We start from the raw sequence: 23,398 nt of genomic DNA, 5'->3' as shown, positions 1-23,398 counted from the left end.
GTCAGACAACTGAGGGGAGCGTCCCATGGCACTGCGCCCGATCGCCCGGCCATCGACGGCTCGCGAGGTCATCGCGCTGCTCCATCAGGAGCTGGCCGATGGCGCCTGGCCCATCGGTTCCCGGATCCCCTCCGAGAGCGAGCTGGCGGCGGAGCTGGGCGTCAGCAGGCCAACCATCCGTGAGGCCGTGAGCGCGCTGGTGCACACCGGCATGCTGGAGGCGCAGCGCGGCAAGGGCGTCTTCGTGCGGTCGGTGTCCGACCCGGCGCCGATGCTGCAGAGCATCGAACTGGCCGACGTGCGCGATGTGTTCGAGGTCCAGCTGTGCTTCGACGTCCAGGCAGCGCACTCGGCGGCCCGACGCCGTACGCCGGAGGACATGGCGCGGCTGCGGGAGTTGCTCCGGGCGCGGGCCGAGGCGGCCGGGCGGGACGACGCCGACTTCGGCAAGCGGGACGCCGCGCTGCATCTGGCCGTCGTCGAGGCGGCGCACAACGTGACGCTCACCGAGTGCTACCGCTTTTTCGTCCGGCGGCTCCAGGAGAGCCTGGACCTGTTCGCCGGCACCGACACGCACCTGGAGTGCGGCATCGAGGCCCATGAGGCGCTCGTCCAGGCCATTGAGGACCAGGACTCCGAGGCGGCCGCGGCGGCGGCACGGCATGTGGTACGGACGAGTCTGGACGCCCTGGAGGGACTGCTGGCGGTGCGCGCCGCCGAGCCGCCGGAGCTGAAGGCGGTGCCCTTGGCGCGGCGCCGGGGTGGGCCCGGCGGGTGACCGTCGCGGCGGCGACGGCGGGCACATCTGAGGCGGCGCGACAGAGAGGGAACACACCGTGCCGACACCTGGAGAGGACCAGCGTCTCGTCGGGCGCGAGCGGGAGCGGGCGGCATTACGGGCCGCGCTGGACGCGGCGGCGGCGGGCAGGGGTTCCCTGCTGATGTTCCACGGACCATCCGGCTCGGGCAAGTCTCTGCTGCTGCGGACGGCCGGCACGCAGGCGGCGCGACGGGGCATGGCCGTTTCGACCGTCCGGCTGGCCCGCCTCGACCAGCACTCCGCGATGGCCCCGCTGCTCGCCGCGCTCAGCGCGGGCCCCCAGCCGGTGGTCAGCGCCGTGCAGGCGCGCTCGCTGGCCGGGTTCGCCGACCGGCCCACACACTGGAGCCAGCTGATCAAGCTGCTGCACCGCCTCATCGTGCGGCGGGCCGCCCAGTCCCCCCTGGTGATCATCCTGGACGACCTCCAGTGGGCGGACCAGCTGACTCTTGCCACCCTGGAAACCCTGCTCCCCCGGCTCGCCGACGTGCCGGTTCTGTGGCTGGCCGCCTGCACCGACTTTCCTGTCGTACGGCCTACGCGGGACGCCCTCGACCGCCTGCTCACCGACCACGCCGAGGTCGTAGCCCTGTCCGCGCTGGACGAGCCGGCCGCCGCCGAGCTGGCGGCCCAGTTCCTCGGCGCGGCGGGGCCCGAGGACATCCGCCGGGTGGTGACCACGACGGGCGGCATCCCCGCCCTCATCGAGCGGCTGGTCCAACTGCTGCGCGAGGAGGGGCGGATCCGCACCGAGGACGGCACGGTGCGGGTGCTCGGCGGGCATCCGCCCGCAGATCCGGCCCGCGCCGCCGCGCCAGTGCTGTCCGGACTGGCCCCGCAGACCCGTGAGCTGTTGCAGGTGGGGTCGGTGCTGGGGCCGCGGTTCTCGCTGCGGGAGGCCTCCGCGCTCACTGGCCGGTCGACGATGGAACTGGCGGCCGCCGCGCAGGAGGCGGCGGCCGCGGGGCTGCTGGAGGACGACGGCGTCGCGTTCCGCTTCCGGGCCCCGCTCGTCCACCAGGCCCTTCACGACAGCCTCCTCGGCCCCGTGCGGCGCGCGCTGCACGCCGAGGCGGCCCGGCTGAGCGCGGTGGAGGGGCGGCCCGGCCCGGCAACCATCGGGCATCTGATCCTCTCCGGCACGCAGGAGGACCTGGAGCAGGCAGCGGCCCATCTGGAGTGGCTGAAGCGCAACGAGGACTCCGTGCCGTCCCATGAGCGCGAGGAGCTGTCCGGGGCCCTGCTTGCCCAGCTGCGCCGCCACCACCCCTTGGCGGTCGGGCCGGTGCGGACGGCGGTACGGCTCTTCCTCGCCACCGGTCAGCCCGGCGCCGCCCACCGGCTGCTCGACGCGGACCTGGCAAGCGCGGGCTGGGAGACCGACGCCGAGGTCGAGGCGTTCGCTGAACTCGTGGAAGTGCTCCTGCGGTTGGGGCAGGCCCAGGAGGCACTGCGGCATTTGCGACGGGCGGCCGAGGACACGCGGGCCCCGGCCCGCCGACGAGCGTGGCTCACCGCGCTGGAGGCCCGCTGCCTGGCGGCCTCCGGGGGCGACACCGCGCGCGCGGCGCGGCTGGCCCGGTCGGCAGTGGCGCTGGCCCGGCAGACAGCCGACCCCACCTCGGCGGCCCTCGGCACGGCCCTGCTGGCCGGGTTTGCCCAGCGCGCGGGTGACGTCGGCGTGGCGCTGCGGCTCGCGGGCGAGGCGGTCGCCGACGGGCCGTACGGCGCGGAGCGCGGCCTCGGGTGGGATCCTGCCGTGTCCGCGCTGATCCTCAGCTCGGCCGGGCGTCCCCTGGACGCTGGCGAGGTGCTGAAGGCCTGGCGGGACACCACCGGCGAGCAGATGTGGGGGTGGGCGGCGCCGCGCTGGCATTTCGCCCGATCCGTGCAGTTGTGGCACTGCGGCCGCCTCGCCGACGCTGAACAGGAGGCGCAGGCCGGACTGGACGCGTGCGGGCGGCTCGACGACCTCGGCAGCCGCACGGCGCTGCGGGCCATGCTGGTGCTGCTGGCGACGGTGCGCGGAGACCTGGAGCGGGCCGGGGCGAGCCTGGCGTCGCCGGGTGGCACGCCATCCGGGTTCACCGGTGCCTTCCCGGCGCTGGTCACCGCGTTCCATCTCGACGCGGCGGGCGATCCGGAGGCGGCCGTACGGCAGCTGACGGACCTTTGGACCGATCCGGGGCAGCACGTGTGGCTGCTCGCCGCGGATCCGCTGATCATGCCGCACCTGGTGCGGATCGCGCTGCGGGCCGACGCGCGCGAACATGCCGCCGGGGTGGTTGACCTGGCCCGTCGTCTGGCCCGGCAGAGTCCCGGCATCAACCCGCTGGCCGGGGCCACCCTCCACGTGCAGGGGCTGTACCGGGGTCTCGCGGCCCCTCTGCATCGCGCCGTTCGGGCTTTTCGCGGCGGTTCGCATCCGCTCGCCCTCGCGTCTGCGCTGGAGGATGCGGCGGAGGCCACGCGAGCGCGGGGCGAGCCGTTGCGCGCGACCGAGATGCTGCAGGAGGCGCAGCGCATCCTGGTGGCCGCCGGAGCGGGGCTGGGCGCGGAGCGGGTGCGGCGCCGGACGCGGTTCTCATCGGGTCGGATCGTCCAGGAGACGCCGACCGCCACACGAGCCCTGGCCGCGCGCGGGCCGGAGACCGAGGCCGGCTGGGACAGCCTCACGCCGTCCGAGGTACGCGTCGTACGCCTGGTCGTGGAGGGCCTGACCAACCGGGAGACCGCCCAGCGCCTCGCGGTCTCCGCGCACACTGTGGACTCCCACCTGCGCCGCGCCTTCGCCAAGCTGGGCGTGTCACGCAGGGTGGAACTGGCCCGGTACGTGCTGGCGCACAGCTCCCCGGCGCACCAGGTCCCGGCCCCCACCTCGAAGTAGCCCCACCCCGACCGACAGGGAGACGAGCGCCCGTGCGCGCTGCTGACGCCGGCTCCGTGACCGCCCGGACCGCAACGGAGGTACCGAGCGGCAGCCCCCGCACGCCGCGACAAAACCGGCCGCCCCACCACCAGCCCACAGACAACTGCACCGCGCACACCTTTGCGCCCACCACGAAACACCCCCACCCGACGGACAAGGAGACACGCACCCATGCGCGCTGCTGACGCTGGCTCGGCGACGAGACGGACCGTGACGGAGGTGTCGGGCGGCCCCATGGTCGGTCGGCTGGAGGGGGCGGGGCGCGGGGTGGTGGCGTATCGCGGTGTGCCGTATGCGGCGCCGCCCGTCGGGGCGGACCGGTTCATGCCGCCGCGTCCGCACCCCGGGTGGAGCGAGCCGCTGCGCGCCGACGGTCCGGTCGGGACAGTGCCGTTGCAACTGCCTTCCCCCTTCGCCGCGTTGATGGGTGACCCGGTCGGGGTGGCGCAGACGGAGGACTGTCTGACGGTCAACGTGTGGGCGCCCGCCGAGCCCGGCGACGGTCCGCACCCGGTGCTGGTGTGGCTGCCGGGCGGCAGCTTTCTCACCGGGGGCGCCGACCTGCCCCGGTACGACGGCGCCGAACTCGCCGCGCAGGAGGGGCTCGTCGTCGTGTTGGTCAACTACCGGCTGGGCGCGCTGGGTTTCCTCGCCCCGTCCTGGGCCGAGCCGGCCGCCGTCGAGGGCGCGGGCACCGAGCTCTCCTTCCGTGTGCCGCCGGGAACCACCCACGTCACGAACGCAGGCCTCCTGGACCAGATCGCCGCGCTGCGTTGGGTCGCGCGGGAGATCCACGCCTTCGGCGGGGACCCCGAGCGCGTCACGGTCGTCGGCCAGTCGGCGGGCGGGCAGTCCCTCGCGGCGCTGCTGGCGCTGCCGCAGGTGCGCCCGCTCTTTCGGCGCGCGGTCCTGCACAGCGCGCCGCTGGGCATGGCACCGCAAACCCGGCAGGAGGCGGCGCGGATCGCCGACGACTTCCTCGCCGCGCTCCCGACGGACCCCGCGCGGTTGCGGACCATGTCCGGCGAGCAGATGCTGCTGGCCCAGCGGTACGTCCTCGGCCGGCCCCGCCCGCGCGGTGACGTACGGCCGCCGTTCCAGCTCGTCACTGACCACGAGGTCGTCGCCGCTGACCTGCCGGGCGCCCTGCGCGGCGCGCCCCCGCCGGACGGACTCGACCTCCTCGCGGGCGTCACCCGGCACGAGTGCGCGCTGTGGTACGGCAACGACCCGGGCCTGGACGGGCTGACACGGGAGGAGGTCGCGGCGGAGTTCGCCGCGGTGTTCGGTCCCAGGGCCGAGGAGGCGCTGCGGCACTACACCTCGGGCACGGAGTGGCGCGTCGGCTTCGAGGAGCTGAAGACCGACGCGTTCTTCACCGCGCCCACCGAGCAGTTCGCCGACCTCGCCGACGCGTGGGGCGCGAGCGTCCGGCTCTTCCGCTTCGACTGGCGGGTGCCCGGCCGGGCCGCGAGCCTGCGGGCCTGCCACTGTGTGGAGATACCGTTTCTGCTGGGGCGTGCCGAGGCGCGGCACGCCCCGCTGTTCGCCGACGCCGACCAGGAGGAGATGGCCGCGCTGCGGGTGCTGGTGCGGCGGCTGTGGGGCGCCTTCGTACGGACCGGGGTGCCGGAGGACGGCTGGCGGCCGTACCGGCGGGAGCGTCCCGCGGTCCGGGTGGTCGGCGGGGAGCGGGACGGCGTGCTGCTCGGGTCGCTGCTGGAGCCGGGACGACCGCAGTTGTGGGCCTGACGCATGAAGGTGCCGCCGGGCAGCTCCCGGCGGCACCGTGTCGGGCGGGTGTCGTCAGACGGTCAGCAGAACCCGGTCCAGGTCGCTCTGGGCGTTGTAGATGGAGCGCTCGGGGTCGGTGATGGCGCGGCGGCCGTGCATGACCCGAGTGTTGTCGATCAGGGCAACGTCGCCGTCGGTCCAGTCGAGTTCCTCGGTCAGTTCCTCGGTGACGCTCTCCACCTCCTTGAGGATGTGCGGGGGTACGGCCCGGCCGTCGGCGAAGGTGATGCGCGGCTTCTCGTAGTGGTTGGAGGGGCCGAGGATGCTGTTGGCGAAGGCGAGCCGCTCGTCGAAGAGGGTGCCGTGCGCGGCGGAGACCTGGTAGGCGTAGTGGATCGAGCCGTCGCCGAGCAGGTCGATGACGCTCTCGCCGGGGCCGCCGGCCAGGTCCCGCAGCTGGTCGACGGTGACCGAGGCCGCGTCGGAGGTGCCCAGATGGAAGGCTGCGAAGGCCTTCCACTTGGACTCCTCGACCCGTCGGCTGTAGACGATCTCGTGCTCGCGGAAGAGACCGCGTGCCTCGTCGCTGAGCGCGTCCCACACCCGGTAGCCGTCGCACACCGTGGTCTGCGAGCCGGACGAGGCGGCCTTCTCGCAGAAGAACCAGGTGAGGGTGGGTGCGAACGGGCTGTTGCCGTTCTCCAGGTGCAGGCCGACCGCGTCGTAACCGGCGTCCACCTTCTGCGCAGTGGAGCCACCGTGGAAGGAGCGGGCCGGGTCGAGGGTGACGCGCTCGGAGTGGGCGCCGACGAACGCCGAGAACTGTTCGAGGTCGGGGCGGAAGCCGCGCAGCAGGAGGAAGCCCGCCTCGCGCAGTGTCCGGATCACCTGTCCGGGCGCCAGGGTGCCCAGGGTGGTGTCCGGCTCTGCTGGCGTCAGGAGCTGGCCGGTGCCGGAGCCGTAGAGGGTCGTACGCGCATGGTCGATCATGGTTCTCCTCGGAGTGCCGATAGGGGCGGCTGCCAGGTGCGCTGCCGCGTTGGTCGCCGTGACCAGCGCGGCGGGGGGGCCGTCAGCCGAAGCGGCCTGCCGTGACGGCCTTCTGGACCGCAGAGCGCCGGGGGCGGCCGGTGACGGTGAAGAACTCTGTGTGCAGGGATTCGTCCGCCGGGACCAGGTGGGCGACCTCCACGCGCTCCACGTCCGAGAGCCGTTCACGTCCAAGTGCGTCCAGTTCGGCGCGTACGGTGTCGAGCGGGGCCTCCGGGTCCACCAGGAACAGGCCGTGCAGGGCGGGCAGTCCGTCGCCGACGACCGCGACGGCCAGCACGGCCGGGTGGGAGCGGTACTGGGCCTCCACCCACTCGGGGGCCACGTTGCGACCCGCGGCGGTGATGATGACGCTCTTCTTGCGGCCCCTGATCCAGATGTAGCCGTCCTCGATGTCGGCGAGGTCGCCGGTGTGCAGCCAGCCGTCCTCGTCGACCTCACAACCGGACGGGTCGTCGCCGCCCTTGTACCCGGCGAACAACGATGTGCTCTTGACCAGCAGTTCACCGTCGGGCGCGGTGCGCACCCGGACGTGGGGGAGAGGAGCGCCGACGCTGCCGAGCCGGCGTGCGACAGGGGTGTTCCAGCTGACCACGGAGCTGTTCTCGCTCAGCCCGTACCCCTCGTGCACGGGGATCCCGTGGGAGTCGAGACGCCTCAGGGTGTCGGCGTCGACAGGGGCGCCGCCGCAGCACACCAGCGGGGCCTCCACCCGCCCGAACAGGGCGGGCACCGGATCACGCCGGGCGGCGCGTGCGCCGTCCGCCGCCGTCAGCAGGGCCTCGGCGAGGGCGGGGGTGACGACGAGCGCGGTGGGATGCGCGGCGCGGATGTGGGGCAGCACCGCCTGGGAGGCGAAGGAGGAGGTGCCCACGAGCGGGACCCCGGGCGGCAGCAGTACGACCGTGCCGCCGTCGCACACCACCAGGTAGACAGCGGTGACCTGTTCGATGAGCAGGCTCATCGGCACCAGCGAGAGATAGCGCCGGTAGGCGTCGGGTGGCATCGCCGAGCGCAGCGAGCCGATCAGCTCTTCCAGTGCGGCCTCGCGGATGCAGACACCCTTGGGCTTGGAGGTGGTGCCCGAGGTGTGGATGATCTTGCAGAGGCGATCGCCCGCGTCCAGGTCCGTGAAGAGCGGGTCGGTGCCGGACGGGTCCCGCTCGATGTCGAGCACGCGCAGTTCGACACCCGCGGGCAGCACCTTCTCCAGGCCCCACTCTCTCAGCCGCCGCACCCCCGCCTCGTCGGCGAGGCAGATGTCGATGTCCGCGAGCATCGCGGCCGTCTGCTCGGCGGTGAAGGCCAGCGGGACCACCACCTCGGCGGCGCCCGCGCCGAGCACGGCGAAGTCGGCGACGAGGAACTCCGGCCCGTTGGCGGTGACTACGCCCACCTGGATCTGGGCGGGGTCGGTCGGGTCGCCGTCCGGGCGGGGGCCGCGCGGGCGCACGGGGTGTGCGCGCAGGGCCGCGGCGACGACGGCCGCGGCGCCCACGATCCGGCGGTAGGAGTAGGAGCGGGCCACCGAGCCGTCGGCGGCGAGCACGTCGACGAGAGGGCGTTCGTCCTCGGACAGGGACAGGAGCGTCTTCTTAAGCGTGTGCACCGGACACCTCCTGTGCCGTGCCGACGAGGGTCCGCACGGCGAGCTCGACGAAGTTGTAGCGGCCGGTGAGGCTGTTGATCAGACGGCCGATGCTGTCCAGCGGCACCACCCCGGTCGTCGGCGAACTGTCGTAGTACGTCCCCCAGTTGGCCCGCGTGACCTCGTCCATCCAGTGGGTGGTGGCCGGCCGCAGCGGCAGGAACGGCACGCCCGCACCGGCCATCGACCGCTCCACCTTGTCGGTGACGGTCGCGAGGATGAATCGTTTCCCCTGGCACCAGGCGATGATCGGCAGCAGACGGATCAGCTCGCCTCCCGCACCGCCCGAGCCGGCCAGGGGGCCCACCTCCACGATCTCGTCGCGCTCCGGAGCGGCCTCCACCACGGACGTCAGCACCCGCTCCACGGGCGCTCCGAGGTAGTTCTCCGAGAAGAATCCCTGTGAGCCCGGTCCGGTGAGTCCGGCGCAGGCCGCGATCGGACCGCCGGACGCCTCACGGACGGTGACGAAACGGTCCGGGCTGGGCGCTGTCATTGCGCCGTAGGCCTTCCAGTAGCTGTGCTGGGCGAACGTCCGCGCCTCGTGGTACTCGGGCGTGCCGGACTGAGCGATGGCTATCTCCATGTGAATCCTCCTCTGCTGCCCGGTCACCAGTTCACTTCGAGGTCGGAGTGCATCAGCTTCAGAACCAGCGCCGGTGGCAGCCGGTACTGACGGCGCAGCAGCCAGGTGATCCGGCGCATGAGCCAGGCCGGACGCCGGTCCAGCCAGTCCAGCGACTCGTCCAGCGCGACCAGCACGCGCTCGATGTCGGCGGCGGACACGGTCAGCGGCGGGTAGAAGCGCAGGACGGGCTGGTCTATCTGCTCGTTGAGCGAGTGCCCGAGATGGATCCCCCCGGCCGCCATCTGCATCGAGATCAGGTTCTCCACCGATGGGTTGCGGGTGCGCAGCCCCGTCATCAGCCCGATGCCGGGCGCGTCCACGAGATGGCGCGGATGCTTGCGGACCGCCCGTTTCAGACCCTCCCGCAACGCCCGGCCGACGGTCTCGGCCCGCTCCGGCAGGTTCTTCTCCCGCACCTCGTGAATGGTGGCCGCGGCGGCGGCCATGGACAGCGCGGAGGCCGCGGTGCCGTCCAGCACCCCCGGGTACCACTGGGACGACCGGCGGGCCTCGGCCAGCACCTCCTCCGTCATGGCGACCACCGCGACGGGAACGAAGCCGCCGGTCAGCGCCTTGGACAGCAGCATGATGTCCGGCTCCACACCGGAGTGCTCGACGGCGAACATCCTGCCGGTGCGCCCGAACCCGGTCTGGATCTCGTCGGCGACGAGCAGCGTGCCGGTGTCCCGGCAGGCCGCGGCAACCTCCGGCATGAAGTCGGCCGGCGGCACCCTCAAGTAGGCGCCGCCCAGCACCGGTTCGACGTACACGGCGGCCACGTCGCCACCGCGCACGGCTTCCCGTACGGCCCGTGCGTCGCCCGGCTCCACGATCACCAGGTCGTCGTCTGCGGGTGCGAAGCCGTTCCGGTGCTCGTGCTGGCCCAGGACGGTGAGGGCGCCGAGCGTCTTGCCGTGGTAGCCGCCGGCCACGATGACGATCCGGCGGCGGCCGGGGCGGGCCAAGTAGGCGGCGCGCAGGGCGATTTCGGAGATCTCGGCGCCGGAGCAGCCCAGCGAGAACTCGGTGAGCCCGGCAGGCAGGATCTCCGTCAGCAGGGTGAACAGATCGGCGGTCGCCGGGTGGACGGTCCCGGGTACCAGGGCCGGCGCCGTCTCCAGGGCGTCCAGGACCGCCTCGCGGACGGCGTCGTTCTGGTGGCCGACGATGAAGACGCCGTAGCTTCCGGCGAAGTCCAGGGCGCGGGAGCCGTCCTCGGCGAACACCTCACTGCCTCGGGCGTGCGACTCCAACTGCCGCCCGGCCGCGGCCATCATCAGCGCGGCGGTGGGGTTCCAGTGGCGGCCCAGCGTGGTGAGGACCTGCTGCCGGTCCAGGGCCGCCACCGCGGTCGCGGTGCTCATCGTCCGGTCTCCTCGTGGTCGAGTTCCTTCAACGCCTCGGCGAGCCGTTTCAGGATCTGGTCGGTGTCCTCCCGCTCGGCCGTGAGCGGCGGTGCGAGGGTGACCAAGCCGCCGACCGGAGCGCGCACCAGGACGCCCCGGTCGGCCAGTTCGGCGGCGAGCCGCCGGGCGGTGCCGGCGCCCCCGGTGCGGACCCACAGCAGGGAGCCGTCCGCGTGCAGTTCGACGGAGCCGGCCTGCTCCTCCCGCAGCCGGAGGGCCTCCTGCTCGAACTCCCGCTGCGGTGTGGCGAGATCGTCCCCGACCACGGCGTCCAGTACGGCGCTCACGGCGGCCGCGGAGAGCGGGTTGGCGCCGAAGGTGGAACCGTGCAGGCTGGGGTTGCGGCGGCCGTAGACCCGCTCGTAGGCGGCCCGTGTCATGACGGAGACGCCCACCGGGACGGCGTCGGCGCCCAGCGTCTCGCCCAGCACCAGGACGTCCGGGAAGATCCCCAGCGCTCCGGTGCCGAGCGGGCGGCCGAGCCGGGCCGGGCCGGTGCGGCGCTCGTCGACGACGAGCAGTGTGCCGGTGCGGTGGCAGCGCTCCCGCAGTGCGACCCACCAGTCCAGGGCCAGCCGGCCGAGCGGGCGACCGGGTGCCGCCGGGGCGATCACCACGGCCGCCACCGACTCGTCGACCTGCTCGAGCAGTTCCTCCGGCGCACCTGCGGGAACCGTGCGCGGGCGCAGCGGGGCCCCGGGCAGCACGGCGCTCCCCGTGCCGAGCGACGCTCCGTGGCTGAGGGTGCCGAAGTTCTCGCCGTGGATGCCGAGCGCGTACGGGCGGTCCGGGTGGGTGCCCTTGGCCAGCTTGAACGCCGAGTCCAGGGCCTCGTCACCGCTGTTGCAGAGGTACGACACCGACAGCGGCCCCGGGCAGAACTCCGCGAGCGCCGCCACGGCCCCGGCCAGCGGCCGGCTGGCGAGGATCCGGCTGGAAAGCGCGACCCGGCGGGCCTGGTCGGCGATGGCGGCCCGGACCCGCGGGTGTGCGCCGCCGAATCCAGCGCTCGCGGCGTCCAGCAGCACTCTGCCGTCCCGGGTCTCGATCCGGGCCCCGTGCTGATGGGCGATCACGGGCACCGGCCGGTCCGAGGGCGGCCCGTCCCGGATCAGGTGCCGGTGGACGACCGCCGCGGGATCGACCCGGTCGGCGGGCTTACCCATGTCCGTGCCTGTGGCGGATGAGCGTGAAGGTTTCATCTTCTGTTTCCCATCAGACGGTTACCCGGCGGTCGCGGGCAGCACGAGGCCCGAGTCGGGTCGGCGTGCCGGACGGCCGGGGCAGGTGGGTGTGAAGACGCGCGGGTAGAGGGCGTAGGGCGTGGGCGTAGGGGGTGGGGTGTGTGGGTGGGGCGTGGGCGTTGAGCGTGGGGCGAACAGCGGGAGACGGCCGGCGCGGTGTCGGGTTCCGTGGCCTCGTCAGCGCTTCAGGGAGAGGGTCGCGTCACGGCCCGCGCCGAGCCCGATCACGGCCATCAGGACACAGAGGCCGACGAGCACCGCCAGGGGCACACCCCAGCCGCCGGACAACTGGTGCAGCGCGCCGACCCCGAAGGGCCCGGCCGCGGCGAGCGCATAGCCGACGCCCTGCGACATGCTGGACAGCCCGGCGGCGCTGTCACCGTCGCCGGCGCGCAGGCCGATGAGAGTCAACGCCAGACTGAAGGCGGCGCCCCCGATGATGCCGAGGACCACCGCCCACAGCCAGATGGTCCACATCGGCGCGACGACCACGCCGATCAGGCCCACGGCCGTGCCGAGCGAGACGACTACACAGAAGCCCCGCTGGCCCCGGCCGCCCCGGTCGACGAAGAACGGGACGACCATGGAGCCGGCGGCCTGGAGGAAGGTGATCGCCGACATCATGTAGCCGGCTGCCTCCTCGCTCAGCCCGCGGTCGACGCAGATGGCGGGCAGCCAGCCGAAGATCACGTAGGCCAGCAGGGCCTCGAGACCGACGAAGGCTGTGATGAGCCAGGCCAGCCGGTCGCGCAACAGCGGCCGGACGGGCGTGCGGCCGCCCTCGCTCGTGCGCACGCCGCGCCTCCCGTACGGCAGCCAGGCGATGATGCCCACGACCACGGGCGCGGCGAGCAAGCCCAGTGAGCCGCGCCAGTCCGTGTCCACCACGCTCTCCAGCGGAATGACCGCACCGGCCGCCGCGGCGCCGCCGAAGGTGAGGGCCATGGTGTACGTGGCCATCATCAGCGGGACCCGGTCCGGGAACTCACGCTTGATCAGGCTGGGCAGCACGACGTTGGCCACCGCGATCGCACCGCCGATCACGACGGTGCCGACGTACAGCAGGGCGGTCGGGTGGAGCAGCCGCAACAGGATGCCTGCGAGCAGCACGGGCAGACAGCCGAGCAGGACGCGGTCCTCGCCGAACCTGTGCCGCAACGCGGGACCGAGCCCCGCGAACACGCCCAGGCAGAGCACCGGCAGCATGGTGAGCAGGCCCGCACCGGTACCGGAGAGCCGCAGATCCTCCTCGATCTGCGGGAGCAGCGGGCCGAGGCTGGTGATCGCCGGGCGGAGGTTGAGGGAGACGAGAATGATTCCGGCGATCAGACCAGCCTTGCGCACTGTGTGCGGGGCGGGCGTCGGACGGGCCGGCACGAGACCCGGTACAGGGCTGGATGGTTGAGTCACCGGACTTCTTCCTTCTCCCGCTGATAAGGGTGTGACGGCGCTCCGTCGTCGCCGTTTCGACGATCATGGCTGGAGACCCGGACCCGCCCATCCCGTGAACGCGTATACGGTGCGCGGCATCACGTATGTGCGTGATGCCGCCATCGGCCTCAGCGCGCCGAGCGGTCGACCCGCAGCCGCCGGCCGGTGCGTGCGGCGGCGAAGACGCGCTGTGCCGCCGCGGCCAGGTCGCGAGGGCGTCCATAGGCTTTTGTACGGGCGGACTGCGCTGTCCAGACTGCGCCTTCGATCCCGAACGGGGTGTCGGCGTCGTACGAGGCCGAGGGCGCCGCGATGTGTACACCGTGCTCGCCGAGATGTACGAGGTCGCGGAGTTCCTTGTAGTAGCGGTCCGGGTCCCCGAACGCGGTCAGGGCCATGATGCGCGAGGTTGCGGTAGAGGTGGCCGAGTGACGGGTGGGTACGCACGGGGCAGGTGCGACCTGGTGGACGCGGTCGTAGCCCGTGATCCGTTCGCGGCCTGACACGATCTCTCTGCCCAGGGCGGACCCGCCCGCGTCGATGACCAGGCCGGCTGCATGCTCCTCGTCGGAGAGCAGTTAGCCGGACAGGACGTGCGCGGTGCGGACCGGTTGTAGATCACAGGTGACGGGAGTCCGTCGGTCGGTTCGAAGATGGTCACGACGCTGTCGGCAGCGGGGCGATGCCCTTCGCGGTTGACGCGTCCGGCGGCCTGTTGTTCGGACTCCGGCGTCGAGCCGGCGCGGACCTGTGCCTCGGTCATGCTGGAGGCGGGAGAGTCCGTGGCGACCGTGGCGTGATGGCGCGGGCACTCCTCGCCGGCAATCACCCTCGGTCACTATGCTCACTTCATGCCGGAGGCCGGAAGCAAGGTCCGGCGCGTCGTCGATGGGTTGCTGGGGAGGCAGGGAGATCTGCATGTCGGTCGAAACTCCCCAGATTCTGCCCAGGGCTACAGGGCTACTGACGGGCAATTCCCGCTGATAGACGCCTACGAAGTCTGCCATTGATTGCAAGGTCAATGAAGTGGTTGACCTGAGAAAGTGCCGAGAGAGGCCACGATGACCCGCTACATCGCACCCCTGCGCTCCGGCGGCTCCGTCCCGGGAATCGTCGAGGCCGACGACCTGGGCACCTACGTGGTGAAGGCTTCCTGAGCCGTCTCCTCGTGCAGCTCCCACGCGCCGTACCAGCTATCGAGGGCCTTTTTACGTGTGCTTCCCTTGCCGCTCGCGCCGAGGACAAGGCCGAGGAGGGGAGAAAGGTGCACCGACAGAACCGCTGATCGCCAGCAGGTGACCAATGCGAGATGCCGTTCCCTATACGGATGTTGATCGTCGACGAGGCCCGCCGTGGGTGATCCGTTCCCACAGTGCTTCTCTCACCGCTGAAGTGACGAAACAGCTCTCGCGCACAGGAGTCGACCATGAACCAGGTCTCGCAGTAACCGGTCCGGAACAACGGCTACGGACGCAGCGCTGCGTGCGCCGGCGGCATGGACGCCCACTGCAACAGCCAGTGCTCCTGCTCCTGCCATCGCTGATCTACAGACTGACCTTGGCCTGTGGGGCTCGGATATTCATCGCTCACCTGGTGGGCGAGCCGTCCGAGATGTCGGCGGGCACCCGCCGGCTGCTGGAGCAGACCGCCTTGCGACTGGCGGGCATCCGCACCATCCCTGACCGGCTGGTCTCGTTGGCCGACCCTGACGCCCGACCGATCCGCAAGGGCAAGCCCCAGCACCCCACCCAGTTCGGCTACACCACACTCGTGGCCGAGGACGAACGCGGCTTCATCGTCGACCACCAGGTCCAGCGCGGAAACCCGGCCGATGCGCCGCAACTGATTCCCTCGGTGCAGCGCGCCGTGTCACTGACCGGCCGCCCGCCGGGAACGGTCGTCGCTGACCGCGGCTTCGGCACCGCGGTCAACGATCTGGCCCTGGCCGAACTCGGTGTCCAGCGGATCGGCCTGCAACGAGCCGGGAAGCTGGGAAAGGCACGGCGTGAGTACGAACAGAGCCGCCAATTCCGGCGCATGCGCAACTGGAGAGTCGGTGTCGAGGCCCGTATCAGTCACCTCAAGCGCAGCTTCGGCTTCCGTCGCACCCGCCTGCGCCGCCTGGCCGGCGCCCAGACCTGGGCGGGACTGGGGATCTTCGCCTACAACCTCCAGCGGATGACCGTCCACAGCCGGTGAGGGCACACCCCCGACAGGCCAGCGGCACAGCGCCGTGCCGCACTCTCCCAGTCAGGCGCTAGGAAATGCTGGATAGCGCTACAAGTGTGGACTGTGTCAGCCCGCCGACTCCGCCGCGTGCGGGCTCAGCGCGCCCGCCGTCACCAGCGCGATGATCACGATGCCGAGGGCGATGCGGTACCAGACGAACGGCATGAAGCTCTTGTGCGAGATGAACTTCATGAACCAGGCGATGACCGCGTACCCGACCACGAACGCGATCACCGTCGCGAACATCGTCGGCCCCCACGCGATGTGCCCCTCCTCGGCCGCGTCCTTCAACTCGAAGGCGCCCGAGGCCAGTACGGCCGGCATGGCGAGGAGGAAGGAGTAACGGGCCGCCGCCTCACGGGTGTAGCCCATGAACAGGCCGCCGCTGATGGTCGCGCCCGAGCGGGAGACACCGGGGACCAGGGCCATCGCCTGGCAGACGCCGTACAGGAGGCCGTCCTTGGCGTTGAGGTTCTCAAGTGTCTTGCGCTGCTTGGGCGCCCGGTGCCTGCCGCCCGTCTCGTCGCGGGCCGCGAGCCGGTCGGCGACGCCGATGACGACGCCCATCACGATCAGCATCGTGGCGGTGATCCGCAGATCCCGGAACGGCCCCTCGATCTGGTCCTTGAGCGTGACGCCGAGCACGCCGATCGGTATGGAGCCGACGATCACCAGCCAGCCCATCTGGGCGTCGTGGTCGCGCCGCATCTCCTTGTTCGTGAGCGACCGGAACCATGCGGAGAGAATCCGCGCGACGTCTCGGCGGAAGTAGATCAGCACGGCGGCCTCCGTGCCGAGCTGCGTGATCGCCGTGAAGGCCGCGCCGGGATCCCTCCAGCCCGAGAAGGCCGCCGTCAGCCGCAGGTGGGCGCTGGAGGACACGGGCAGGAACTCGGTCAGCCCCTGGACGAGCCCGAGGATGAGGGATTCAAACCAAGACATGGAGTTACGGCGTCCAAGTGCTGCTCGTGAAGGGGCAAAGGACACGCCAAAACGCCGCGCGCGGCGCACCGGGTGTGTTTAAGGGGCAGCGTAGCGTCCCGGTGTGATAGACGGGACACAGGGGTTTCACGGGCGGTCTGGCGACTCCGGAATCATGGTGTTGACCTGCTGCGGGGGCGGCGCATACGTTGCAGCGGAGGAAAGCGCTTGCTGGATGCGCTCGCTGTCTCCGGAGGAGTGCTGATCACGCCCATGCCCACACCCGCCACCAACCCTGGGGCGTTCCAGCCCTTGCCGCCGCTCACCGGCCGCCGCATCAGGGCCGCCGTGGTCGGCGCCGGCGCGATCGGCCGCGGCTCCCACTTCCCCGCGCTCGCCCGGCTCGCCGAGGAGGGCGAGACCGAGGTCGTCGCCGTCGTTGACATCGATGCCACCGCGGCCGAGTCCTTCCGTGCCGAGGCCGGGATCCCGCACGCCTACACCGACCTGGAGCAGATGCTCCGGGAACAGCGGCCCGACCTCGTCACCATCTGCACTCCGCCCACCCTGCACCGCGCGCAGACCGTCGCCGCGCTGCGGGCCGGCGCCTGGGTGTGGTGCGAGAAGCCGCCGGTGCCGACACTGGCCGACTTCGACGCCGTGGAGGAAGAAGAGGGCGCGGAGGGCGCAGGCGGGCCGTACGCCTCGATCGTGTTCCAGCACCGCTTCGGGTCGGGCACCCGGCATGTGCGCCGACTGCTCGCCGAGCGGGCCATGGGGCGGCCGCTGGTGGCGCACTGCCAGACCACCTGGTACCGCGACACCGCTTACTACGCCGTGCCCTGGCGCGGTCGCTGGGCGAGTGAGGGCGGCGGTCCCGCCATGGGACACGGCATCCACCAGATGGATCTCCTGCTCGATCTGCTCGGACCGTGGAGCGAGGTGAAGGCCATGGCGGGGCGGCTGGTCCACGACGTGGAGACCGAGGACGTCTCGACCGCCCTCGTCCGCTTCGAGAACGGTGCGCTGGCGACCGTCGTGAACAGCGTCCTGAGCCCCGACGAGGTCAGCCGCATCCGCATCGACTGCGAGCGCGCCACCGTCGAACTCACCCACCTGTACGGCCACAGCAACGACAACTGGCGCGTCACGCCCGCCCCGGACGTCTCGGGGGAGGACGCCGCGGCCTGGCAGGACTTCGGGCCGGACGTGCCGAGTTCGCATCTGGAGCAACTGCGTGAACTGGTCGTGAGCATGCGCGCCGGCGAGCGGCCGCGCAGCAGCGGAACCGACGGGCGCACCAGCCTGGAACTGATCACCGCGCTCTACAAGTCGGCGTTCACGGACACGACCGTACGAGCCGGCGAGATCGGCCCCGGCGACCCCTATTACACGGCGCTGCACGGCGGCGCCCCCGGCTGGGCGCCCGCGGCGCGCGAGGAGGTGCCGGCGTGACCGGTCTGCGTATCGTCCACGCCCACGGCGACCGCATCACGGTGACCGAAACGGCCACCGGCGTCGAGCTGTTCAGCTACGTCTACCGGCCCGAGGCGGCCTGGGAGGCGCCGAAGCCGTACCTCCACCCGATCAGGACGCTGGCCGGAGACGTCGTCACCGACTACCGGCCCAACGACCACCGCTGGCACAAGGGCCTGCAGTTCACCGCCTCGCATCTGTCGGGCTCGAACCTGTGGGGCGGCAACACATACGTTCACGGTGAGGGGTATCTCGAACTCCCTGAGCGGGTCGGGTCGATGGCACATGTCGCCTTCGACGAGATCGATCTCCACGACGACTCGGGCGACGAACGTCTCGTCATCGCCGAGCGCCTCACCTGGCACCCGTACAGCGGCGAACTCTGGGCCGACGAGCGGCGCCGGATCGAGGTGCATGACGTCGACACGGAGTCCGGTGCCTGGGCGCTGACCTGGACGAGCGCCGTGACGAACCGTCGTGCCGAGCCCCTGGTCTTCGGCAGCCCGACCACCGCGGGCCGCGCGGCGGCGGGCTACACGGGCCTGTTCTGGCGCGGTCCGCGTGCCTTCCGGGACGGCCGGATCATCGGTCCCGACGGCGAGGGTCCCGAGCTGATGGGCACCCAGAGCCCCTGGCTCGCGCTCTCCGGCGAGCACGACGGTACCGACGGCCACGCCACCGTCGTCTTCGCGCACGCCCCCGAGAACGACCACACCGGCGAGCACGGCACCCACCCCGCCCACTGGTTCGTACGCAACGAGCCGTTCGCGGGGATCGCCGCCTCCTTCGCCTTCCACGACGAGCTGGCGCTGGCCCCCGGTGACACCCTCACCCGGCGCTACCGGGTCGTCGTCGCCGACGGGGCGTGGGAGCGGGAGGAGATCGCCAAGTATCTGGAGTCGCGGCCGTGGTGAACGCGGGGTGACCGCACCCGGGGTGACCTCGGCCGTCTAAGACGGAACCGTCTGAGCCCCTGCGGCCGCGGGACCCGTCACGGTCCAGCCGGGGGCCTGCGGGTGGGCCGTCAGGTCCTCGTGACGGACCGGGGCGCCGCAGGCGGTGCAGGTGACGGCCGGGACCAGTTCGTGGCCGCAGATGTGCTCGATCACCATGGGGCGGTCGAGCGAGTCCTTCCGGAGATGACGGTCGCCCCATGCCATGAGCGTCATCAGGACCGGCTCCAGGTCGAGCCCCGCCTCCGTGGGCCGGTACTCGAAGCGCTGCGGGTGCTCGCTGTAGGTCCGCCGGGTGAGGATCCCGGTGTCGACCAGGCGGCGCAGTCTGGCGGCCAGAACATCGCGCGGGGCGCCGATGTTGCGGACCAGTTGGTCGAAGCGGCGATTGCCCAGGCACACCTCCCGCAGGACGAGCAGGGAGTACTTCTCGCCGACGAGTGCGAGGGCGTCGGCGATGGAGCAGGGGCGCGGGTCTTTGGGGGCGGCCATATTGCTTAGCTTAAGGGAGGGTTTGATTTTCCAACTGACACGGCTATCGTGAGTTTGGATTCCCTACTCACTGGTAGCCGTAACTGTGGCAGCTGTAACTGTTGTGGAGGCCCGCACCATGCGTGACGCAGTGATCGTCGAAGCCGTACGCACACCCGTAGGCAAGGGCAAGCCGAACGGTTCCCTCGCCCAGGTCCACCCCGTCGAACTTCTCGCGCACACCCTTCGCACCCTCGTCGAGCGCACCGGCATCGACCCGGCGCTCGTCGACGACGTCATCGGTGGCACGGTCACGCAGGTCGGTGAACAGGCCGTCAACATCACCCGGCAGGCCGTGCTGTCGGCGGGCTTCCCGGAGTCGGTGCCCGCGACCACGGTGGACCGGCAGTGCGGTTCCTCGCAGCAGGCCGTGCACTTCGCGGCGCAAGGCGTGATCTCGGGGGCGTACGACCTGGTCGTGGCCTGTGGAGTGGAGTCCATGGGGCGCGTGCCGATGGGGTCGAGCGTGCTGCCCGGCACGGACCCCTTCGGCCCCGGTATCGCCGGGCGCTACCCGGAGGGCCTCGTCCCGCAGGGCATCAGCGCCGAACTCATCGCCGCGAAGTGGTCGATGACACGCGACCAGTTGGACGCCTACGCGGTCTCCTCGCACCACAAGGCGGCCGCCGCCTGGGACGCGGGCCTGTTCGACGCCCAGGTGGCGCCCCTAGCGGGTGCTTCGCGCGACGAGTGTGTACGTCCCGGCAGCACGACCGAGGTCCTCGCCGGCCTGAAGCCCGCCTTCTACGACCCCACCTACGCCGAGCGTTTCCCGCAGATCGAGTGGAACATCACGGCCGGCAACTCCAGCCCGATCAATGACGGTGCCTCCGCCGTCCTCATCACGTCCAGTGAGACCGCGGCCCGTCTCGGACTGCGCCCGCTCGCCCGGCTGCACAGCTTCGCCGTGACCGGTTCCGACCCGCTTCTCATGCTCACCGGTGTCATCCCGGCCACGGAGAAGGTGCTGCGCCGGGCATCGCTCACTCTGGACGACATCGACCTGTTCGAGGTCAACGAGGCGTTCTCCAGCGTGGTTCTGGCCTGGCAGCAGGAGACGGGCGCCGATCTCGCCAAGGTCAACGTGCACGGCGGGGCCATCGCGATCGGCCACCCGCTCGGGGCGAGCGGCACCCGCCTGACTACCACGCTCGTGCACGCGATGCGGGACCGCGGGGCGCGCTACGGGTTGCAGACGATGTGCGAGGCGGGTGGCCTCGCCAACGCGATGGTCCTGGAAGCCGCCTGACTGGCTGGCCCTGACCAGCCGGCCGGCGCGTCAGCGGGCGCGCAGGTGGTGGCGCTTGCGCCAGGCCACCACCGCGCCGCCGAGGGCCGGCAGGGTGATGCAGGCCATCGCGATCAGGAAGGCAGGCGAGGTGGGGCTGGAGGCGCGGGCGCCGGCGACGACGTAGGCGGCGGTGTTCGGGAGCGACCCGAGGGCTGTCGCGAGCAGGAACGGCGTCCAGCGCATACGGGAGACGGCGGCGCAGTAGTTCACGCCCCAGAACGGCAGTCCGGGGAAGAGCCGTGCCGCCATCATCGAACGGAAGCCGTGCCGGCTGAGCTGGCCGTCCGCGGCCTTCAGCCACCGGCCGCGCAGCAGCGGGCGCAGGGCGTCCTGGCCCAGCACACGGCCCAGGCCGAAGGAGATGCCGGCGCCGAGCACCGTGCCCGCCAGCGCCGCGCCGGTGCCGAGCTGGGAGCCGAACAGCGCGCCCGCCGCGAGGTTCAGCAGCGGGCGCGGTACGAACGCCACACTGCACAGGCCGTATGCCGCCGCGAACACCAACGCGGCCGCGATGCCGCCGAGTTGGGGTGGCCAGCCGTCGGAGAGCAGTCGCTGTGGGTGGAACAGCAGCACGGTCGACGCTGCCCCGGCGAGCAGGACGAGGAGCAGCGAAAGCCGCGACCACGGCGAGAGCAGCGCTCTCGTGCAGCGCGCGGTGAAGCCGACCGGGGCAACGGGCAGCAGAGGCGCGACGGGCACGACCGCGGGGAGGGCGACGGCGAGCTCCGTGGCCAGGGCCGGGGGAGAGGCCGTGGCGGTGCCCCCAGAACGGGTGGTGGCATCGGCGAGCATGTCGGCGACACTAACCGACCTGTGTATGTGATCGCCGTATGGTTCGTCTCATGAACGTCACAGGTGCGGGCACGCCGGAGGTGCCAGCCAGCGTTGCGGACAGTGTTCCGGCCAGTGTTCTCGCCGACACCGTGCTGGAGCGGCTCACCGCCACGTACGGAGCCGCGGCCGACCCTGAGCGCGCGGCGACCATGCGGGCGTACATGAAGGACGTGGCGCCCTACCTGGGCCTCACCACACCCGCGCGCCGTGCCCTGTCCCGCACGGTCCTTGCAGGCACGCCCCGCCCGGACGAGGCCGACTGCACCGCGATCGCCCTGCGCTGCTGGGCGTTGCCCGAGCGCGAGTACCAGTACTTCGCGGTGGACTACCTGCGCCGCCATGTGACGCACTGCACCTCCGGCTTCCTGCCGGTCGCGCGCCACCTCGTCTCGACGGTCCCCTGGTGGGACACCGTCGACGCACTCGCCGCCCACGTGGTGGGAGGCCTGGTCGCCGCCGATCCGAAGCTGAAGACCGACATGGACGTGTGGATCGTCGACGAGGACCTGTGGGTCGCGCGTACCGCCCTGCTCCACCAACTGCGGTACAAGGAGCGCACCGACACCGATCGCCTCTTCGCGTACTGCCTGCGCCAGTCCGGACACCCCGACTTCTTCATCCGCAAGGCCATCGGCTGGTGCCTGCGCGAGTACGCCAAGACGGACCCGGAGGCGGTACGCGGCTTCCTGGCGAGGGAGAAGGGCCGGTTCGCGCCGCTGTCGGTGCGTGAGGCCCTGAAGAACGTCGGGCCCTGAAGAACATCGGCGCCTGAACTTCCGTGTGCTGATAAATCGTTCGACGTGGGGCAAAGCGTCGGCAATGATCGGCCTCATGTTCCGGTACGCCTTCCACCTCGCAGCATCCGCGCTCGCGGATGCTCAGAAGGCTGCCGTTCCCGTGCCTGTTCTCCTCGTCGCAGTCGACGGCGCTCGAAGCTGACCCTCTCCGGATCGTCCGGCGGACCCCGCAGGGGGAGGGTCGGCGAGTCCTCGGGGTCCCCGCATTCCACTTCACCAGGCTTCGAGGTACCGCCATGTCCAAGACGGCATACGTCCGCACGAAACCGCATCTGAACATCGGCACGATGGGCCATGTCGACCACGGCAAGACCACCCTGACCGCCGCCATCACCAAGGTCCTCGCCGAGCGCGGGGCGTCCACCTTCGTACCGTTCGACCGTATCGACCGGGCGCCGGAGGAGGCCGCGCGCGGCATCACCATCAACATCGCGCACGTCGAGTACGAGACCGACACCCGGCACTACGCCCACGTCGACATGCCCGGCCACGCCGACTACGTCAAGAACATGGTCACCGGGGCCGCGCAGCTCGACGGGGCGATCCTCGTCGTCTCCGCGCTCGACGGGATCATGCCGCAGACCGCCGAACACGTGCTGCTCGCCCGACAGGTGGGCGTCGACCACATCGTGGTCGCGCTCAACAAGGCCGACGCGGGCGACGACGAGCTGACCGACCTGGTGGAGCTGGAGGTCCGCGAACTGCTCACCGCGAACGGCTACGGCGGCGACGCCGTGCCCGTCGTACGGGTGTCCGGCCTCAAGGCCCTTGAGGGGGACCCCCGTTGGACGGCGTCGATCGACGCGCTGCTCGACGCCGTGGACACCTATGTGCCCATGCCCGAGCGGTATCTGGACGCGCCGTTCCTGCTACCGGTCGAGAACGTGCTCACCATCACCGGGCGCGGAACGGTCGTCACGGGCGCGGTCGAGCGGGGCACGGTCCGGGTGGGCGACCGGGTCGAAGTGCTCGGCGCCGCCGTGGAGTCGGTGGTCACCGGCCTGGAGACCTTCGGCAAGCCCATGGCGGAGGCGCAGGCCGGTGACAGTGTGGCGCTGCTGCTGCGCGGTGTGCCGCGCGACGCGGTACGACGCGGACACATCGTCGCGGCGCCCGGCAGCGTCGTACCGAGCCGCCGATTCTCGGCCCAGGTGTATGTGCTGTCGGCCCGCGAGGGCGGCCGTACGACCGCGGTGTCGACGGGCTACCGGCCGCAGTTCTACATCCGCACCGCGGACGTCGTGGGCGACATCGACCTCGGAGGGACTGCGGTCGCGCGCCCCGGGGACACCGTCACGATGACGGTCGAACTGGGTCGTGAGGTCCCGTTGGAGCCGGGTCTCGGCTTCGCGATCCGCGAGGGCGGGCGGACGGTCGGGGCGGGGACGGTGACGGAGGTCGGCTGAGCGAGGTGGGTGCCCGTCCCTTCGGGGGCGGGCACCTTCGCGCCCGCGCCGCACCAGCCGTCACACCGGC

General features: G+C 71.7%; 18 protein-coding genes and 2 pseudogenes. 10 read left to right on the top strand and 10 right to left on the bottom strand.

Annotated features, from left to right (window positions below; translation table 11 throughout):
• Positions 1 to 25 precede the first annotated feature (25 nt).
• From AB0M63_RS20295 to AB0M63_RS20285, 3 genes are all read left to right on the top strand, one after another.
• Positions 26 to 778, top strand: a complete 753-nt coding sequence (locus tag AB0M63_RS20295; protein ID WP_355904034.1) for an FCD domain-containing protein — start codon at positions 26 to 28, stop codon at positions 776 to 778.
• A gap of 58 nt (positions 779 to 836) precedes the next feature.
• Positions 837 to 3,707: a BREX system ATP-binding domain-containing protein gene (locus AB0M63_RS20290; RefSeq protein WP_366020320.1), complete on the top strand. Its 2,871-nt coding sequence runs from the start codon at positions 837 to 839 to the stop codon at positions 3,705 to 3,707.
• A 213-nt stretch (positions 3,708 to 3,920) separates the two neighbouring features.
• On the top strand, positions 3,921 to 5,501 hold the full coding sequence (locus tag AB0M63_RS20285; RefSeq protein ID WP_366020319.1) for a carboxylesterase family protein: 1,581 nt from the start codon (positions 3,921 to 3,923) through the stop codon (positions 5,499 to 5,501).
• 54 nt (positions 5,502 to 5,555) lie between these two features.
• Here the strand turns inward: AB0M63_RS20285 and AB0M63_RS20280 are convergent, their stop codons facing one another.
• The 7 genes from AB0M63_RS20280 to AB0M63_RS20250 form a co-directional block, all read right to left on the bottom strand.
• Entirely contained in the window at positions 5,556 to 6,473 is a 918-nt protein-coding gene (locus AB0M63_RS20280) for a TauD/TfdA family dioxygenase (protein WP_355904043.1), read from the bottom strand.
• 82 nt (positions 6,474 to 6,555) lie between these two features.
• On the bottom strand, positions 6,556 to 8,142 hold the full coding sequence (locus tag AB0M63_RS20275) for an AMP-binding protein (protein WP_366020318.1): 1,587 nt from the start codon (positions 8,140 to 8,142) through the stop codon (positions 6,556 to 6,558).
• Positions 8,129 to 8,767 carry a thermostable hemolysin gene (locus tag AB0M63_RS20270; RefSeq protein ID WP_355904049.1) on the bottom strand — a complete coding sequence of 213 codons (639 nt, stop codon included), beginning with the start codon at positions 8,765 to 8,767 and terminating at the stop codon, positions 8,129 to 8,131. Before AB0M63_RS20270 ends, AB0M63_RS20275 begins: the two co-directional genes overlap by 14 nt.
• Before the next feature lie 23 nt (positions 8,768 to 8,790).
• Positions 8,791 to 10,173 (bottom strand): aminotransferase class III-fold pyridoxal phosphate-dependent enzyme, encoded by a 1,383-nt coding sequence (locus tag AB0M63_RS20265; RefSeq protein WP_355904052.1) that lies wholly within the window; start codon positions 10,171 to 10,173, stop codon positions 8,791 to 8,793.
• Positions 10,170 to 11,381, bottom strand: a complete 1,212-nt coding sequence (locus AB0M63_RS20260; RefSeq protein ID WP_366020317.1) for an aminotransferase class III-fold pyridoxal phosphate-dependent enzyme — start codon at positions 11,379 to 11,381, stop codon at positions 10,170 to 10,172. The genes AB0M63_RS20265 and AB0M63_RS20260 overlap by 4 nt, the downstream gene beginning before the upstream one ends.
• Positions 11,382 to 11,636: 255 nt before the next feature.
• A complete protein-coding gene (locus AB0M63_RS20255) occupies positions 11,637 to 12,869 on the bottom strand; it encodes an MFS transporter (protein WP_355904058.1) in 1,233 nt (410 codons plus the stop codon).
• A 149-nt stretch (positions 12,870 to 13,018) separates the two neighbouring features.
• On the bottom strand, positions 13,019 to 13,288 hold the full coding sequence (locus AB0M63_RS20250) for a hypothetical protein (RefSeq protein WP_366020315.1): 270 nt from the start codon (positions 13,286 to 13,288) through the stop codon (positions 13,019 to 13,021).
• A gap of 348 nt (positions 13,289 to 13,636) precedes the next feature.
• Here AB0M63_RS20250 and AB0M63_RS20245 point away from each other — a divergent pair.
• Together AB0M63_RS20245 and AB0M63_RS20240 are read left to right on the top strand one after the other, a co-directional pair.
• Positions 13,637 to 13,900, top strand: a pseudogene (locus AB0M63_RS20245) (hypothetical protein); the annotation flags it as partial.
• Positions 13,901 to 14,471: 571 nt separating this feature from the next.
• A pseudogene (locus tag AB0M63_RS20240) lies at positions 14,472 to 15,089 on the top strand (transposase); the annotation flags it as partial.
• Positions 15,090 to 15,185: 96 nt separating this feature from the next.
• Here AB0M63_RS20240 and AB0M63_RS20235 read toward each other — a convergent pair.
• On the bottom strand, positions 15,186 to 16,061 hold the full coding sequence (locus AB0M63_RS20235) for an undecaprenyl-diphosphate phosphatase (protein WP_366020314.1): 876 nt from the start codon (positions 16,059 to 16,061) through the stop codon (positions 15,186 to 15,188).
• Positions 16,062 to 16,313: 252 nt separating this feature from the next.
• Here AB0M63_RS20235 and AB0M63_RS20230 point away from each other — a divergent pair, with 252 nt between their 5' ends.
• A complete protein-coding gene (locus AB0M63_RS20230; RefSeq protein WP_366020312.1) occupies positions 16,314 to 17,495 on the top strand; it encodes a Gfo/Idh/MocA family oxidoreductase in 1,182 nt (393 codons plus the stop codon).
• The gene (locus AB0M63_RS20225) at positions 17,492 to 18,430 is read left to right on the top strand and encodes a PmoA family protein (RefSeq protein WP_366020311.1); all 939 of its coding nucleotides are present in this window, start codon (positions 17,492 to 17,494) and stop codon (positions 18,428 to 18,430) included. Before AB0M63_RS20230 ends, AB0M63_RS20225 begins: the two co-directional genes overlap by 4 nt.
• 36 nt (positions 18,431 to 18,466) lie before the next feature.
• Here AB0M63_RS20225 and AB0M63_RS20220 read toward each other — a convergent pair whose 3' ends face one another.
• Complete coding sequence (locus tag AB0M63_RS20220) at positions 18,467 to 18,961, bottom strand: helix-turn-helix domain-containing protein (RefSeq protein WP_366020310.1); 495 nt, start codon at positions 18,959 to 18,961, stop codon at positions 18,467 to 18,469.
• A gap of 118 nt (positions 18,962 to 19,079) precedes the next feature.
• Here AB0M63_RS20220 and AB0M63_RS20215 point away from each other — a divergent pair, with 118 nt between their 5' ends.
• Complete coding sequence (locus AB0M63_RS20215; RefSeq protein ID WP_366020308.1) at positions 19,080 to 20,249, top strand: thiolase family protein; 1,170 nt, start codon at positions 19,080 to 19,082, stop codon at positions 20,247 to 20,249.
• 30 nt (positions 20,250 to 20,279) lie between these two features.
• On the opposite strand, the gene AB0M63_RS20210 is transcribed toward AB0M63_RS20215, so the two are convergent.
• Positions 20,280 to 21,083, bottom strand: coding sequence for a TVP38/TMEM64 family protein (locus tag AB0M63_RS20210; protein WP_366020307.1), 804 nt, complete (start codon positions 21,081 to 21,083; stop codon positions 20,280 to 20,282).
• A gap of 50 nt (positions 21,084 to 21,133) precedes the next feature.
• On the opposite strand from AB0M63_RS20210, the gene AB0M63_RS20205 reads away from it, so the two are divergent.
• The gene (locus AB0M63_RS20205; protein ID WP_366020306.1) at positions 21,134 to 21,880 is read left to right on the top strand and encodes a DNA alkylation repair protein; all 747 of its coding nucleotides are present in this window, start codon (positions 21,134 to 21,136) and stop codon (positions 21,878 to 21,880) included.
• Between the two features lie 278 nt (positions 21,881 to 22,158).
• A complete protein-coding gene (gene tuf / locus AB0M63_RS20200; protein ID WP_355904088.1) occupies positions 22,159 to 23,328 on the top strand; it encodes an elongation factor Tu in 1,170 nt (389 codons plus the stop codon).
• Positions 23,329 to 23,398 lie beyond the last annotated feature (70 nt).

The organism is Streptomyces sp. NPDC051576, from assembly GCF_040681835.1.
GTDB lineage: Bacteria > Actinomycetota > Actinomycetes > Streptomycetales > Streptomycetaceae > Streptomyces.
This window is presented reverse-complemented; position numbering and strand designations above follow the sequence as displayed.

Excerpts from the sequence above, each read along its gene's own strand:
- AB0M63_RS20295 (WP_355904034.1), top strand. The coding sequence starts at position 26 with ATGGCACTGCGCCCGATCGCCCGGCCATCGACGGCTCGCGAGGTCATC.
- AB0M63_RS20285 (WP_366020319.1), top strand. The coding sequence starts at position 3,921 with ATGCGCGCTGCTGACGCTGGCTCGGCGACGAGACGGACCGTGACGGAG.
- AB0M63_RS20280 (WP_355904043.1), bottom strand. The coding sequence starts at position 6,473 with ATGATCGACCATGCGCGTACGACCCTCTACGGCTCCGGCACCGGCCAG.
- AB0M63_RS20270 (WP_355904049.1), bottom strand. The coding sequence starts at position 8,767 with ATGGAGATAGCCATCGCTCAGTCCGGCACGCCCGAGTACCACGAGGCG.
- AB0M63_RS20265 (WP_355904052.1), bottom strand. The coding sequence starts at position 10,173 with ATGAGCACCGCGACCGCGGTGGCGGCCCTGGACCGGCAGCAGGTCCTC.
- AB0M63_RS20260 (WP_366020317.1), bottom strand. The coding sequence starts at position 11,381 with ATGGGTAAGCCCGCCGACCGGGTCGATCCCGCGGCGGTCGTCCACCGG.
- AB0M63_RS20250 (WP_366020315.1), bottom strand. The coding sequence starts at position 13,288 with ATGGCCCTGACCGCGTTCGGGGACCCGGACCGCTACTACAAGGAACTC.
- AB0M63_RS20235 (WP_366020314.1), bottom strand. The coding sequence starts at position 16,061 with ATGTCTTGGTTTGAATCCCTCATCCTCGGGCTCGTCCAGGGGCTGACC.
- AB0M63_RS20230 (WP_366020312.1), top strand. The coding sequence starts at position 16,314 with ATGCCCACACCCGCCACCAACCCTGGGGCGTTCCAGCCCTTGCCGCCG.
- AB0M63_RS20220 (WP_366020310.1), bottom strand. The coding sequence starts at position 18,961 with ATGGCCGCCCCCAAAGACCCGCGCCCCTGCTCCATCGCCGACGCCCTC.
- AB0M63_RS20215 (WP_366020308.1), top strand. The coding sequence starts at position 19,080 with ATGCGTGACGCAGTGATCGTCGAAGCCGTACGCACACCCGTAGGCAAG.
- AB0M63_RS20210 (WP_366020307.1), bottom strand. The coding sequence starts at position 21,083 with ATGCTCGCCGATGCCACCACCCGTTCTGGGGGCACCGCCACGGCCTCT.
- AB0M63_RS20205 (WP_366020306.1), top strand. The coding sequence starts at position 21,134 with ATGAACGTCACAGGTGCGGGCACGCCGGAGGTGCCAGCCAGCGTTGCG.
- tuf (WP_355904088.1), top strand. The coding sequence starts at position 22,159 with ATGTCCAAGACGGCATACGTCCGCACGAAACCGCATCTGAACATCGGC.